The organism is Nocardioides sp. YIM B13467 (assembly GCF_042788075.1).
Taxonomy (GTDB): domain Bacteria; phylum Actinomycetota; class Actinomycetes; order Propionibacteriales; family Nocardioidaceae; genus Nocardioides.
Genome location: NZ_JBHZPJ010000046.1, coordinates 1,233,206 through 1,247,239, shown reverse-complemented (window position 1 = coordinate 1,247,239; position 14,034 = coordinate 1,233,206). Strand labels below are relative to the sequence as shown.

Below are 14,034 nucleotides of genomic sequence, written 5' to 3'. Positions count from 1 at the left end.
CGCCGAGGGTCGACCTGACGGCCCGCGACGTGCGTGATGGCCGCCTGCGGCCAGTTGGCCACTGCCGGACTCGCGCACGCGTGCGGACGAAACACCGGGCCGCTTTCATGGGCGCTGAACCGTCATGCGCGGATCTCAGAACGTTCATCGGAAGGTCACCCATGTCCCCCACTCCCCGTCGCGGCATCGCCGTCGCACTGGCGGTGCCCGCGGTGCTCGCCGGCTCGGTCCTCGTGCCCCTGAGCGCATCGGCCGAGACCGGCGAGCCCATCGCCGTCATCATCGAGTTCGACAGTCCCGGTGCCGTAGAGCGCATCGGCGCCGACCGGATCGCCGAGTCGCGATCCGCGACCGGCGACATCGGCGCCCAGCACGCACTGTCGGCCACCTACAGCGCGGCCGCGAGCGACATCGCCACCGAGCAAGAGGCGACCGTCGACCGTCTCCGGGCGGACGGCATCCCGGTCGGCGAGAGCCGGAGCGTCACGGGGCTGATTAACGCGATCGTCGCGGAGGTGCCCGAGCGCAGCCTCGACGAGCTCTCCGCCGCGGACGGCGTCGCGCACGTCACCCGCGATGTGCAGATGCATGCGCTGACCGTCGACTCCGTCCCGTCCACCGGCGCCCCCGCGGCCTGGGAGGAGAAGGACGCCGACGGCACCGCGCTACGCGGCGAGGGCATGACCGTGGCCGTCATCGATACGGGCGTCGACTACGGGATCGCCGACCTGGGCGGCGGTTTCGGCGAGGGGCACAAGGTCGTCGGTGGCTACGACTTCGTCTCCGATGACGACGACCCGATGGACGAGCACTACCACGGCACCCATGTCGCCGGCATCGTCGCCGGAACGGGAGCCGAGACGACGACTGGTATGGCACCCGACGCGTCGATCACCGCCTGGCGAGTGCTCGACGCCAACGGCTCGGGCATGATGTCCGACGTCCTCGCCGGCTTCGAGGCCGCGGTCGACCCGACCGGCGCGCACCCCGCCGACGTCGTCAACATGAGCCTGGGCGGCCCGGTGGAGGACGACGACCCGCTCGCCCGCGCCGCGACGGCCGCGGTCGAGGCGGGCACCGTGGTGGTCGCCGCCGCGGGCAACTCCGGCCCGTACGAGGAGACCGTCGGCTCGCCCGCGATCGCTCCCCACGTGATCGCGGTCGGCGCCTCGACCACCGGCATCCGTACGCCGTCGATCGCCCTCCGCGGTGCCACGGTGCCGGCCGGATCGATGCACCGTTACCCGCTGTCCGCGAATCCCGGCCCGAAGCCCGTCACCGCGCGCGTGATCGACGTGGGCTCCGGCACTCCTGAGGACTACGAGCGCGTCGGCGACGTGACCGGCGCGGTCGTCGTCTATCAGAGCCCGACGGCGCAGGCCGTCACGGGCTACGACATGTACCTCTCCGAGCTCGCCGAGCAGCACGGCGCCGTCGGCGCGCTCGTCTACCAGCCCACCAACGCCGAGGCCGGCGCCGAGGCCGGCGCCGGCGACGGACCGATCGACACCCCGATGGGCGGTTTCGAGACCGACGCCAGCAGCGGCGGCGATCTCGCGGCACAGGCCGGCTGGGACCAGCGCCGCACGACGCTCGTGATGATGTCGCTCTACAGCGGCGACTACGGCACCATCCGCCAGGCGGTGCTCGACGGTGAGGTCACCGCGACGATCACAGGCAAGGACGCCACCGACCTGATCGCCTCGTTCAGCTCGCGCGGCCCGGCCGGCACGACCGTCAAGCCCGAGATCGTCGCCCCCGGCGTCGAGATCCGCTCGGACATCCCCGCCTGGCAGGGCATCGAGGGCAACGCGTACCGGCTGTCCGGCACGTCGATGGCGGCACCGCACGTCGCGGGTGCCGCGGCACTGGTACGCCAGGCGCACCCCGACGAGTCGGCCCTGCAGATCCGCGCCCGCCTGATCGGGTCGGCACGGGAGCTCGACAGCACCGACGCCGACGTCAGCCCGTTCACACAGGGCGCCGGAGCGCTCGCGGTCGACCGGGCGGTGGAGCAGGACGTCACCGCTTCGCCCGACGCGCTCTCGCTGGGCCTTGCCGACACGGTGGGCGACGTCCGCTCGCGCACGGCCACCGTCACCCTGACCAACTCGGGCAGGACGACGCAGAGGCTGAAGCTGCGCGCCGAGTCGTCCGAGGCCAGCGACGGCCGCATCGACCTGTCGGCCAGGTCGCTCACTCTCAAGCCGGGCGCCCGGGCCGAGGTGAAGCTCACCCTCATGCCCGAACACCGCAACCAGTCCGGCGAGGTGTCGGGCGAGCTCGTCGCCACCGGTACCGGTAAGGGTGCCGCGAGCGTACGCGTGCCGTACGCCCTGCTGGTGCGCCCGCTCGTCGTACGAGCGACACCGGATGTCGCCGACAACGCCACGCGCGTCGTCGTGCGGGCCCCCGCGGCACTGGACCGTCCGGTCGCTGACGTCGTGGCTCCCTCTGGCCGGCGCACGACCGTGACGCTGTCGCCGCAGGCCGGCCGGCCCGGTTGGTACGCCGCCGACCTCGAGGTGCGGGAGGCAGGCGTCCACCGGATCGACGCGACCGGCACCACGGCCGAGGGACGGCGACTCGGCGGGACCGGGTCGCTCGTGTCGCTCGGGACCGACAAGCGTGGCGACTGGGAGCAGGTGGGCCCGATCTTCACCGGCGGGCTCACGGTGACCTCGCCGGATCGTGCCGGCACGGCGATCCACGTCGTCCAGGACGGCATCAGCCCGTTCTGGACGAGCGACGGCGGCGAGACCTGGACGCGGGTGCGCTCGATGCCCGTCGCGGCGGGCGTGGGCCTTCCGGCGGCAGACCCGGCCGTGCCCGGCGGGTTCTGGCTCGCGGTGAACGGCATGGCCGGGCGTGACGTGCTCGACGCGACGTACCAGGGCCGCCTGCTGCACAGCGCGGACGGCGGGAAGAGCTGGGATGTGCAGTCGCTGCCCGACGAGCAGATCCACGCCTTGGGCGCCGACCGCTCCACGGTCGCCGTCGTGACCGCCGCGGGGCTGCGGTTCAGCCACGACCACGGCCGGACCTGGGACGTCGTGCCCACCGCCTGGACGGAATCGGTCGAGCACCTGGCAGTGGCCGACGGACGGGCGTACGTGCAGACGTTCGACGGAGTGTGGCGGGTCGATCTGACCGGTCAGGCACGCGGCACCGTCACGCAGGTCGTGGCGCCGGAGAGCAGCATCGGCTCGCTCTCCGACGTGGCGGTCGCGGGCGACACGGTGATCGCGACCGTGCGGGGCATCGAGGATGCGACCGTGCTGCGGTCCTCCGACGCCGGCGCCACCTGGGAGTCGTCGCAGCCGGTGCCCGACGCCTACTCGCTCGGCCTGTCGGTGGCCGGCGGCACCACCTACCTGCGCTTCTTCGACCGCGTGTACGCCAGCACCGACCACGGCGCGACCGCGAAACCGGTCGCACTGCCCGAGGGGACGCGCGACGTACGCGACGTCGACTCATGGCAGGGCGGGGACGGGCTCGTGGTGACCACGAGCGCCGGCGTCTGGGGTGAGGACCGCGACACCTGGACGAGGTACCCGCTGGCGGGCGGCAACACGTGGAGCCTGGCGGTCGGCACCGATGCCGCGGAGGAGCCCGTGCTGCGCACGGGCGACGCAGAAGGGATCAAGGAGCGCCGGCAGGGCGATCTCGGTACCGGCCGCTCGCTCGACTGGGGCCTGACGGGCGACGAGGGCTGGATCGGCCTGACGGCCCTGGACGTCGAGCAGTCGCCGACCGGCGCGCGCGACGTGTGGTGGATCCGCCAGGACGGCTTCCTCGGCACGCAGCTGATCCGCCGCTCGCTCGACCGCACCGACGCCCGCGTCGGCCCACAGGTCGAAGTCGGAGACATCGCGGTGTCGCCGCTGAAGGACCGCACCGTCGCGACGACCTACGGCGCCGAGCCCGAGCACGGTGTCCTCGTCTCGACCGACGGGTTCGCCACGTGGACCACGCATCCGTACGACCTCGCGGTCCGCGCGGTCGAGTTCGATGCGTCCCGGCCCGAGCGGCTCTGGATCGCCGCGAGCGAGGGGCTGTACCGGTCGGACGACCTCGGCACGACGCTCACGAAGGTGGCCGACGGTCCCGTCCGATCGCTGTCCGTCGAGAAGGGCGTCGTGGTCGCGGGCACGGACGGCGGCGCGCTGGTCAGCACGGACGGCGGGAAGAAGTTCCGCAGGTCGGTGATCCCGAACCTGCGCGCGGCAGTCGGTGCGGTCGCCTCGGTCGAGGTCTCGGCCGACTCCCACGGCAGACCGGGCAAGGCCATGCGTGTGCTGGTTGCCGGGAGCACCGATCTCGTCCGCGACGGGGTGCTCGCCTCCGGGGCCGGAGTCTTCGTCAGCACCGACGACGGGAAGACGTGGCAGCCTGCTTCGAGTGGCCTCACCGCGCTCGACATCCGCGATCTCGCGGTCAGTCAGGACGGCAAGTGGCTGTACGCCGGCACCAGCAGGGGCGGGGTGATCCGCACCGCGACCGATGCATTGGTGAGCGCGAGGCCCTGAGCCGTCAGGGTGACTCGGTGAGCTGGTCGGGATCGGCATCGGTCCCGACCAGCTCGCGGAGCTTGTCGTTGACGTCCCAGATCCCGACGTTCATCCCGGCGGTCACGGTCGCACCGCGCCGCCAGTAGGCGATGAACTCGTCACCGTCGGTGTCGCCACGGAGCAGCACCTCGTCATCGGGCGCGGAGCGGCCGACGTACTCCATCGAGAACTCGAACTGGTCGGTGAAGAAGTAGGGCTGCCAGTCGTAGGCGCCGCCCTTGCCCAGCATCGACCGGGCCGCCAGCCGGCCCTGCCGGATCGCGTTGTCCCAGTGCTCTACCCGCAGCGGGCCGTGCACGGTGTGCTTCGCGAGCGCGGCGTCGCCTGCGGCGAAGACCCTCGGATCAGACGTACGCAGCCCCTCGTCGACCACGATGCCGTCACCCACCTCGAGGCCGGCGTCCGCGGCCAGCGCCGTGGCCGGTGCCGCACCGACGGCGACGAGGACGATGTCGGCGGGGATCTCGCCTTCGCTGGTGCGTACGACTCCCGGCTCGATCGCCTCGACGGTCGTCCCGGTGTGGACCTCAACGCCATGGCGGACGTGGAGGTCGGCGACGTGCTCGGCGAGCACCGGGCCGAGGACGTTGAGCAGCGGCTGCGCGGCCGCCTCGAGCACGACGGCCTTCCCACCGAGCGCGGTCACCGACGCCGCGACCTCGAGGCCGATCCAGCCGCCGCCGACCGTGATGACCCGGGTGCCGGGCTCGATCGCGGCCTTGAGGCGGCGGGCGTCCTCGACGGTGCGGAGGGTCGTCGCGTGCTCGATGCCGGGGATCGGCGGCGTCTTCGGCTCGGCGCCGGTCGCCAGGAGCAGGGCGCCGAAGGACAGCTCGTCGCCGTTGTCGAGGGTGACGGTCCCGCTGTCCAGGTTCAGGGTGGTCGCGGTGGTGCCGGTGAGGACGGTGACGTCCTTCTCGGCGTACCACGCCTCGTCGTGGGAGAGCTTGAACTCCTTGGCGCCGGAGAGGAAGTCCTTGGAGAGCTGCGGTCGCTCGTAGGGCAGCTCCGGTTCCTTCCCGACCAGGGTCAGGCGCCCGGCGTACCCCTCGTCACGAAGGGTTTCGATGGCGCTGACCGCTGCGAGACCAGCACCGATGACGACGATCTCCCCGGTGTCCTCAGTTCCCATGACGCCATCGTCGCTCGGAAACGGTGAACTATGAAGACCCTCGCACCGTCAGGGCGGGTTTCAGCATCACGCCGGGCGCGGCGTAGGACGGGGTGGCGAGCAGCTCCTCGAGCGCCTTGACCAGCTCGCGCGCGGCCTCCTCCAGCGGAGGGCGTACGGAGGTGATGCCCGGCGGCACCGTCTGAGCGACCTGGGAGTCGTCGAAGCCGACGACCGCGATGTCCTCACCGAGCCGCAGCCGCCGCTCGAAGAGCGCGTGGAGCACGCCCATCGCGAGCGTGTCGGAGGCGCAGACGAGCGCGGTGGGCTCGGTCTCGTCGAGGATCGCGTCGGCGGCGGCCTTGCCCGAGCTGATCGAGTCCTCGGTGCGCGAGGCCAGGCCGGTGGTCGAGAGGCCGTGGGTGTGCATCGCGTGGATCCAGCCGCTTCGCCTCTCCTCACCCAGGAGCGAGTCCTTGTGCCAGCCGATCCAGGCGATCTTGGAGTGACCACGCTCGATCAGGTGCTCGGTGGCGATCTCGGCACCGTAGGCGAGGTCGACGTCGACCCAGGGGTGCTTGGCGTCGGGCTGGGTCCACGGGCGCCCGAAGGAGACGAACCGCGCTCGCCTCGATTGCAGCCAGGTCGTCTGCTGGCCGCCGAGGTGGGTGTCGGTCACGACGAACGCGTCGACGGCGGTCGACCTGAGCAGCTCGTCGTAGCCGTCGAGCGGGTCGGCGGGGTCACCGTAGAAGAGGAGCACGTGGTAGCCGGTCTCGGCCGCGGCCTCGACGAAGCTGTGCACGAACCGGTCCATCATCGCGTTGGCCGTGCCCTCCTGGAGGGCGGGCATCCGCAGGCCGATCAGGTGGCTCGCTCGCGTGCGCAGGCTGCGCGCGGCGCGGTTGGGCTGGTAACCGAGCTTGTCGATCGCGTCCTGCACCCTCGCCAGGGTGTCGGCACGCAGCAGGTCGGGGTTGTTGACCGCGTTCGAGACCGTCTGCCGGGACACGCCGGCCAGCTCCGCGACGTCCGCCAGGGTCGGCGGAGCGGCCGAGATATGACCGCCGGAACGCGGCACCGCCACGCTCTGCCTCCCTTGATGCCGATGTGGAACTCTGGATCGTTCCAAGCCATGGTAACGAAGGCGGGCCTCCCACGATGCCTTCGGCCCCAGAACTGTCGGTGCCGTGCTCTAAGTTGCTGGGCATGGCTACCGCTCGCTCGTCCAAACGCGCCACCTACCGCTGCTCCGAGTGCGGCTGGGAGACCGCGAAGTGGGTCGGTCGCTGCGGCGAGTGCCAGGCGTGGGGGTCGGTCGCCGAGGCGGCGGCCCCGATCGGACGTACGCAGGCAGCCCCGGTCTCCACCGCGGCGGTGCCGATCGGGACCGTGTCGGTGACCGAGTCGGAGCGGCGTACGTCGGGAGTGCCGGAGCTCGACCGGGTCCTCGGCGGCGGGCTGGTGCCGGGCGCCGCGATCCTGCTGGCCGGCGAGCCGGGCGTCGGGAAGTCGACGCTGCTGCTCGAGGTGGCGGCGCAGACGGCGCGCTACGGACGCCGGGCGCTGTACGTGACAGGCGAGGAGTCCGCCTCGCAGGTGCGGCTGCGGGCCGACCGGACCAACGCGATCCAGGACGAGCTCTATCTCGCCGCCGAGACCGATCTCGGCGCCGTGCTGACCCACATCGAGGAGAGCCGGCCAGAGCTGATCGTGGTCGACTCGGTGCAGACCATCGGCGCCTCCGGGGTCGAGGGCGTTCCCGGTGGGGTGACCCAGGTGCGCGAGGTGGCGGCGGCCCTGATCCGGGTGGCCAAGACCCGCAACATCACGACCATCGTGGTCGGCCACGTGACGAAGGACGGGGCGATCGCCGGACCGCGGGTGCTGGAGCACCTGGTCGACGTCGTCCTCCACTTCGAGGGCGCGCGCGACTCACGGTTCCGGATGGTGCGGGCGATGAAGAACCGCTTCGGCCCGGTCGATGAGGTGGGCTGCTTCGACCTGTCCGCGGAGGGCATCGTCGCGGTGACCGACCCGTCGGGGCTCTTCGTGGAGACCCATCACGTCTCGGTCCCCGGCACCTGCGTCACCGTGACGATGGAGGGGCGCCGGCCGCTGCTCGCCGAGATCCAGGCGCTGACCGTGCTGGGCGCGGAGGAGCGGGCGAAGCGTACGACCTCGGGGCTGGACGGCTCCCGGCTCGCGATGATCCTCGCCGTGCTGCAGCGCCACGCGAGGGTCGGTCTCTCCGGTCGCGACGTGTTCGCCTCGACCGTCGGCGGGGCCCGCATCAGCGACCCGGCCGCCGACCTCGCGATGGCGCTCGCTGTCGCGTCGAGCCATACCGGCACGCCGACGCCGCGCGGGGTGGTCGCGCTCGGCGAGATCGGCCTCGCCGGCGAGCTGCGCCGGGTGCGCGATCTCGACCAGCGGCTCTCCGAAGCGGCACGACTGGGGTTCACCGTGGCCGTCGTTCCGGCCGATCCTGGAGCGCCGGTGCCCAACCGTCCCAATGAGCGCGAAGTCGACGGGATGCGTGTCTTTGAGGTGCACAGCATCAGTGGTGCACTGGAATTCCTCCGCTTGGTGTGATCGGCTTGGTGACTCGTGGCCGAACGTTCTCGGCATTACGGTTGGATCCACGGTTAGAATCACCCCATCCCACTCCGAAAGGAATCTCGTGCCCGCCGACCGCACCGCGGACTCCATCCGACTGCGCGAGACGCTTGCTCTGATCGCGCCCGGGACACCGCTGCGTGACGGGCTCGAGCGCATCCTCCGCGGCCGCACCGGCGCACTGATCGTGCTCGGCTACGACAAGATGGTCGATGGGATATCGACCGGTGGCTTCACGCTCGACGTTCCGTTCACCTCCACCGGCCTGCGTGAGCTCGCCAAGATGGATGGGGCGATCATCGTCGACGACTCGCTGAGCCGCATCGTGCAGGCCGCAGTCCACCTGATGCCCGACCACACCATCCCTTCGACCGAGACCGGCACCCGGCACCGCACCGCCGACCGGGTCGCGAAGCAGACCGGTCACCCGGTGATCTCGGTGTCCCAGTCGATGCAGATCATCGCTGCATACGTCGGGGAGACCCGCCACGTACTGGAGGACTCCGGCCAGATCCTCTCCCGCGCCAACCAGGCGCTGGCGACCCTGGAGCGCTACAAGCTGCGCCTCGACGAGGTGGCCTCCACCCTGTCGGCGCTCGAGATCGAGGACCTGGTGACGGTGCGCGACGTGGCCGTCGTGGCCCAGCGCCTGGAGATGGTCACCCGCATCGCCCGCGAGATCGAGGACTACGTGCTCGAGCTCGGCACCGACGGCCGGCTGCTGTCCCTCCAGCTGGAGGAGCTCATCACCGGCGTCGACGCTGAGCGCGAGATGGTCATCCGCGACTACCTCCCCCGCGGCCGCCGAGCCCGCAGCCCCGAGGAGCTGCTGGCCGAGCTCGAGGCGCTCAACTCCGCCGAGCTCGTCGACCCCGCCGCCACCGCCCGGGTCCTGGGCCTCACCACCTCCGACGCTCTGGACGGCGCCGTCGCACCGCGCGGCTACCGCCTCCTCGCGAAGGTCCCCCGCCTCCCACCCGCCGTCGTCGACCGCCTCGTCGACCACTTCGGCACCTTGCAGAAGCTCCTCTCCGCCAGCGTCGACGACCTCCAGGCCGTCGAGGGCGTCGGCGAGCTCCGCGCCCGCTCCGTACGCGAGGGCCTCTCCCGCCTCGCCGAGTCCACCATCCTCGAGCGCTACGTCTGACGAAGCCTTCGCTGAGGCGTCACCCGCGTCGGCCGAGGCGTCAGCTACGTCGGCCGAGTCGGCACGCCCGTGCCATCTCGGCCGGCGGGAGTGACGCCTCGGCTGTCAGTTGACCGGGGAGTCGGGTTCCGTACGCGACAGGGCGGTGCCGGGCTTGTAGAGGCCGAAGGTGGCCGATGACGGTTCGCCACCGAGGGCGGAGGCGACGATCACGAAGAAGTTGGGCTTCACCCACGGGCCGTGGCCGGTGCACTCGCCGGCGACGACGCGGCGGCCGCTCCAGGTCAGAGGCAGCGTGGTGACGACGTCGCGACGTACGACGATCTCCTTGGTCGGCACCGCCTTGGTGCAGTCGACCGTCGACCAGACCAGGTCGCCGCCCTTCTGCGAGATCCGCACCTGGAGCGCGTCCGCGGACAGCTTCCAGGTGCACGCAGACGCCTTCACGGTGCGCAGCTCCAGCGGGATGGTGACGTTGTCGTAGGAGTAGGCGTCGGTGACGGCCGGCTCGACGACGATGTCGGAGGGAGAGCACTCGCCGGTCGGCTCCGGCGGCGCGCTGCTCTTCGGCTTCTTGGGCTTGTTGTTGCCGCCCGCGTTGCCCGCCTCCTTCGATGGCTTCGCGCTGGGCGTCGGCGTGACCGTCACGGTCGCGGTGGGCTCGTCGGCCACCGGGGTCGCGGTGTCGTCCGCGCCGTCGGAACCGCTGAGGAAGAACCGCGAGATCCCGACGATCAGGAGCAGGACGATGCTGAGCACCGCCAGCCGCCGGCGCCAGTAGACCGAGGCTGGCAGCCGTCCTCCAGTCCTTCTCGAGCGGGCCATAGGCGACACCGTAATGATCCCGTGCCCGGGTTTCGGGGTGCCACTCCGTGGCAATACCTGTCGCACGGCACAATCTGGGTGTGACAGTTCTCCACGACGCCGTCCTGGACTGGTACGACGCCAACGCCCGCGACCTTCCGTGGCGCTCCGCGACCGCGACACCGTGGTCGGTGATGGTCAGCGAGTTCATGCTCCAGCAGACCCCGGTCTCCCGCGTGCTCCCGGTCCACGAGGCCTGGATGGAACGCTGGTCGACCCCCGCCGATCTGGCCGCGGAGCCGACCGGCGAGGCCGTACGCGCCTGGGGCCGCCTCGGCTACCCCCGTCGGGCGCTGCGGCTGCACGCGGCCGCCACCGCGATCGTCGAGCAGCACGACGGCGAGGTGCCGGCGACGTACGGCGAGCTGATCGCGCTCCCGGGCGTCGGCGACTACACCGCGGCGGCGATCGCCACCTTCGCCTACGGCAAGCGTCACGTGGTCCTCGACACGAACGTACGCCGCGTCTTCGCCCGGACCCTGAGCGGCGTCGAGTTCCCCGCGCAGTCGGTCAACAAGGCCGAGCGCGAGCTCGCCGCCGGTGTGCTCCCGCAGGACGAGCCGACCGCCGCCACCTGGTCGGTCGCGGTCATGGAGCTGGGCGCCCTCGTCTGCACCGCGGCCAACCCGTCCTGCACCCGCTGCCCCGTCGCCGACCAGTGCGCCTGGCGCGCGGCCGGCCACCCGGCGTACGACGGACCGCCTCGCAAGGTCCAGACCTGGGCCGGCACCGACCGCCAGTGCCGCGGCCGCCTGATGGCCGTTCTCCGCGACGCCGACTCCCCCGTCCACCGCAGCCGTCTCGATGTCGTCTGGTCCGACGAAACCCAACGGCAACGGGCGCTGGAAGGCCTCCTGAAAGACAACCTGGCCACCGAGGTGGAGCCAGACTTCTTCGCCCTCCCCTAACCCCGCCGAAAAGTCGGTTTCTGACGGCGAACGGTCACTTTTTGAAGCACTGGAAGAGAAACGACGCCGAGTGGCCAGAATTTCTGACCACTCGGCGTCGATAACTGACTTCTCGACGTCAGAAAGTGACGTCTCGGGTTACTCGCCTTCGGCGGGCTTCGGCTTGTCGATGTTGGTCGGCTCATCCTGGTCGGGGAGCTCGATATCGGAAACGGTCGCACCCTCCAGCGGAGGTACGTCCGGGACGACGGAGCGCTTCTGCCCCTTGAAGGTGAACTGCGCGGCAGGACCCTCACCGTCGACATCGACCAGCACGATCTCGCCGGGACCGATGTCGCCGTAGAGCATCTTCTCAGCGAGCACGTCCTCGAGCTCGCGCTGGACCGTGCGGCGCAGCGGTCGAGCACCCAGGACCGGGTCGAAGCCGCGCTCGGCGAGCACCTTCTTCGCGGCCGTGGTGAGCTCGATGCCCATGTCGCGGTCCTTGAGACGGATCTCGACGGCCGCGATCATGTTGTCGACCATCGCGATGATCTGCTCCTGCGACAGCGGCGGGAACACGATGACCTCGTCGACACGGTTGAGGAACTCAGGCCGGAAGTGCTGCTTGAGCTCGTCGGAGACCTTGTTCTTCATCCGGTCGTAGGAGCCCGCGACGTCGCTGGCCTGGGAGAAGCCCAGGTTGACCGACTTCGCGATGTCCCTCGTGCCGAGGTTGGTGGTCATGATGATGACGGTGTTCTTGAAGTCGACCACGCGGCCCTGGGAGTCGGTCAGGCGACCTTCCTCCAGGATCTGCAGCAGCGAGTTGAAGATGTCCGGGTGAGCCTTCTCGACCTCGTCGAAGAGGACCACGGAGAACGGCTTGCGGCGCACCTTCTCGGTGAGCTGGCCACCCTCCTCGTAGCCGACGTAGCCCGGAGGCGAACCGAAGAGCCGCGAGACGGTGTGCTTCTCGCCGAACTCCGACATGTCGAGCTGGATCAGCGCGTCCTCGTCGCCGAAGAGGAACTCGGCGAGCGTCTTGGACAGCCAGGTCTTACCGACACCGGACGGACCGGCGAAGATGAACGAACCGCCGGGGCGCTTCGGGTCCTTCAGACCGGCACGGGTGCGTCGGATGGCACGGGACAGGGCCTTGACCGCCTCGTCCTGGCCGATGACGCGCTTGTGGAGCTCGTCCTCCATGCGCAGCAGTCGCGCGGACTCCTCCTCGTTGACCTGCACGATCGGGATGCCGGTCGCGACGGCGAGAACCTCGGCGATGAGCTCCTCGTCCACCTCGGCGACCTCGTCCATGTCGCCGGCACGCCAGGCCTTCTCACGCTCGGCCTTCTTGGCGATGAGCTGCTTCTCCTCATCGCGCAGACGGGCCGCGGCCTCGAAGTCCTGGCCGTCGATGGCGGCCTCCTTGCGCTGGCGCACGTCGGCGATCTTGTCGTCGTACTCCCGCAGGTCGGCGGGGGCCGTCATCCGGCGGATGCGCAGGCGCGAGCCGGCCTCGTCGATCAGGTCGATCGCCTTGTCCGGCAGGAACCTGTCGGAGATGTAGCGGTCGGCCATGGTGACCGCAGCGACCAGCGCCTCGTCGGTGATCGTGACCCGGTGGTGGGCCTCGTAGCGGTCGCGGATGCCCTTGAGCATCTCGATCGCGACCGCGATCGTCGGCTCCGGCACCTGGATCGGCTGGAAACGACGCTCGAGAGCGGCGTCCTTCTCCAGGTACTTCCGGTATTCGTCCAGCGTCGTCGCACCGATGGTCTGCAGCTCACCACGAGCCAGCATCGGCTTCAGGATGCTCGCTGCGTCGATCGCGCCCTCGGCCGCACCGGCACCGACGAGCGTGTGGATCTCGTCGATGAACAGCACGATGTCGCCGCGGGTCTTGATCTCCTTGAGCACCTTCTTCAGGCGCTCCTCGAAGTCACCGCGGTAACGCGAACCGGCCACGAGCGCGCCCAGGTCGAGCGTGTAGATCTGCTTGTCCTTGAGCGTCTCGGGAACGTTGCCCTTGACGATGTCCTGGGCCAGGCCCTCGACGATCGACGTCTTGCCGACGCCGGGCTCGCCGATGAGGACCGGGTTGTTCTTCGTACGCCGCGACAGCACCTGCATCACGCGCTCGATCTGGCCTTCGCGACCGATGATCGGGTCGAGCTTGCCCTCGCGGGCGTCCTGGGTCAGGTTGCGGCCGAACTGGTCGAGCACGAGGCTGGAGGAAGGCGCCTCGGTCGAGGTGGTGCCGGTCGACGCGGTCGCGCCGGAGGTGCCGGCCTGGCCCTCCTTGCCCTGGAAGCCCGAGAGCAGCTGGATGACCTGCTGCCGGACCCGGTTGAGGTCGGCGCCGAGCTTCTGCAGCACCTGGGCGGCGACGCCCTCGCCCTCACGGATGAGGCCGAGCAGGATGTGCTCGGTGCCGATGTAGGAGTGGCCGAGCTGCAGCGCCTCGCGCAGGGACAGCTCGAGCACCTTCTTGGCGCGCGGCGTGAACGGGATGTGCCCGGACGGTGCCTGCTGGCCCTGGCCGATGATCTCCTCGACCTGGTTGCGCACCGCCTCGAGCGAGATGTCGAGGGACTCGAGGGCCTTGGCAGCGACGCCTTCTCCCTCGTGGATCAGGCCGAGCAGGATGTGCTCGGTCCCGATGTAGTTGTGGGAGAGCATGCGGGCCTCTTCCTGGGCCAGCACGACCACCCGGCGGGCTCGGTCAGTGAACCGCTCGAACATGTACGCATCTCTCCTAAGAATTCTGGGGCGTCACCAAGATTCAACCCCGCAGACAGCCTACGCGTTCCCGACAACACAACGCGATCC

General features: G+C 70.5%; 8 protein-coding genes. 4 read left to right on the top strand and 4 right to left on the bottom strand.

The window, feature by feature from the left end:
• The first annotated feature begins 161 nt into the window (after positions 1-161).
• The gene (locus ACFX43_RS13180) at positions 162-4,529 is read left to right on the top strand and encodes a S8 family serine peptidase (RefSeq protein ID WP_378822076.1); all 4,368 of its coding nucleotides are present in this window, start codon (positions 162-164) and stop codon (positions 4,527-4,529) included.
• Between the two features lie 4 nt (positions 4,530-4,533).
• Here ACFX43_RS13180 and ACFX43_RS13175 read toward each other — a convergent pair whose 3' ends face one another.
• Together ACFX43_RS13175 and ACFX43_RS13170 are read right to left on the bottom strand one after the other, a co-directional pair.
• A complete protein-coding gene (locus ACFX43_RS13175; protein WP_378822075.1) occupies positions 4,534-5,703 on the bottom strand; it encodes an NAD(P)/FAD-dependent oxidoreductase in 1,170 nt (389 codons plus the stop codon).
• Positions 5,704-5,731: 28 nt separating this feature from the next.
• Complete coding sequence (locus ACFX43_RS13170) at positions 5,732-6,769, bottom strand: LacI family DNA-binding transcriptional regulator (protein ID WP_084100324.1); 1,038 nt, start codon at positions 6,767-6,769, stop codon at positions 5,732-5,734.
• Between the two features lie 122 nt (positions 6,770-6,891).
• Here ACFX43_RS13170 and radA point away from each other — a divergent pair, with 122 nt between their 5' ends.
• A complete protein-coding gene (gene radA, locus ACFX43_RS13165) occupies positions 6,892-8,277 on the top strand; it encodes a DNA repair protein RadA (protein WP_378822069.1) in 1,386 nt (461 codons plus the stop codon).
• Between the two features lie 88 nt (positions 8,278-8,365).
• On the top strand, positions 8,366-9,448 hold the full coding sequence (gene disA / locus ACFX43_RS13160; protein WP_141801687.1) for a DNA integrity scanning diadenylate cyclase DisA: 1,083 nt from the start codon (positions 8,366-8,368) through the stop codon (positions 9,446-9,448).
• Between the two features lie 105 nt (positions 9,449-9,553).
• Here the strand turns inward: disA and ACFX43_RS13155 are convergent, their stop codons facing one another.
• The gene (locus ACFX43_RS13155) at positions 9,554-10,273 is read right to left on the bottom strand and encodes a hypothetical protein (RefSeq protein ID WP_378822045.1); all 720 of its coding nucleotides are present in this window, start codon (positions 10,271-10,273) and stop codon (positions 9,554-9,556) included.
• A 74-nt stretch (positions 10,274-10,347) separates the two neighbouring features.
• On the opposite strand from ACFX43_RS13155, the gene ACFX43_RS13150 reads away from it, so the two are divergent.
• Positions 10,348-11,220, top strand: a complete 873-nt coding sequence (locus ACFX43_RS13150; protein WP_378840866.1) for an A/G-specific adenine glycosylase — start codon at positions 10,348-10,350, stop codon at positions 11,218-11,220.
• Positions 11,221-11,358: 138 nt separating this feature from the next.
• Here the strand turns inward: ACFX43_RS13150 and ACFX43_RS13145 are convergent, their stop codons facing one another.
• Positions 11,359-13,947 carry an ATP-dependent Clp protease ATP-binding subunit gene (locus ACFX43_RS13145; protein WP_378822033.1) on the bottom strand — a complete coding sequence of 863 codons (2,589 nt, stop codon included), beginning with the start codon at positions 13,945-13,947 and terminating at the stop codon, positions 11,359-11,361.
• Positions 13,948-14,034 lie beyond the last annotated feature (87 nt).

Excerpts from the sequence above, each read along its gene's own strand:
- ACFX43_RS13175 (WP_378822075.1), bottom strand. The coding sequence starts at position 5,703 with ATGGGAACTGAGGACACCGGGGAGATCGTCGTCATCGGTGCTGGTCTC.
- ACFX43_RS13145 (WP_378822033.1), bottom strand. The coding sequence starts at position 13,947 with ATGTTCGAGCGGTTCACTGACCGAGCCCGCCGGGTGGTCGTGCTGGCC.
- ACFX43_RS13155 (WP_378822045.1), bottom strand. The coding sequence starts at position 10,273 with ATGGCCCGCTCGAGAAGGACTGGAGGACGGCTGCCAGCCTCGGTCTAC.
- ACFX43_RS13180 (WP_378822076.1), top strand. The coding sequence starts at position 162 with ATGTCCCCCACTCCCCGTCGCGGCATCGCCGTCGCACTGGCGGTGCCC.
- radA (WP_378822069.1), top strand. The coding sequence starts at position 6,892 with ATGGCTACCGCTCGCTCGTCCAAACGCGCCACCTACCGCTGCTCCGAG.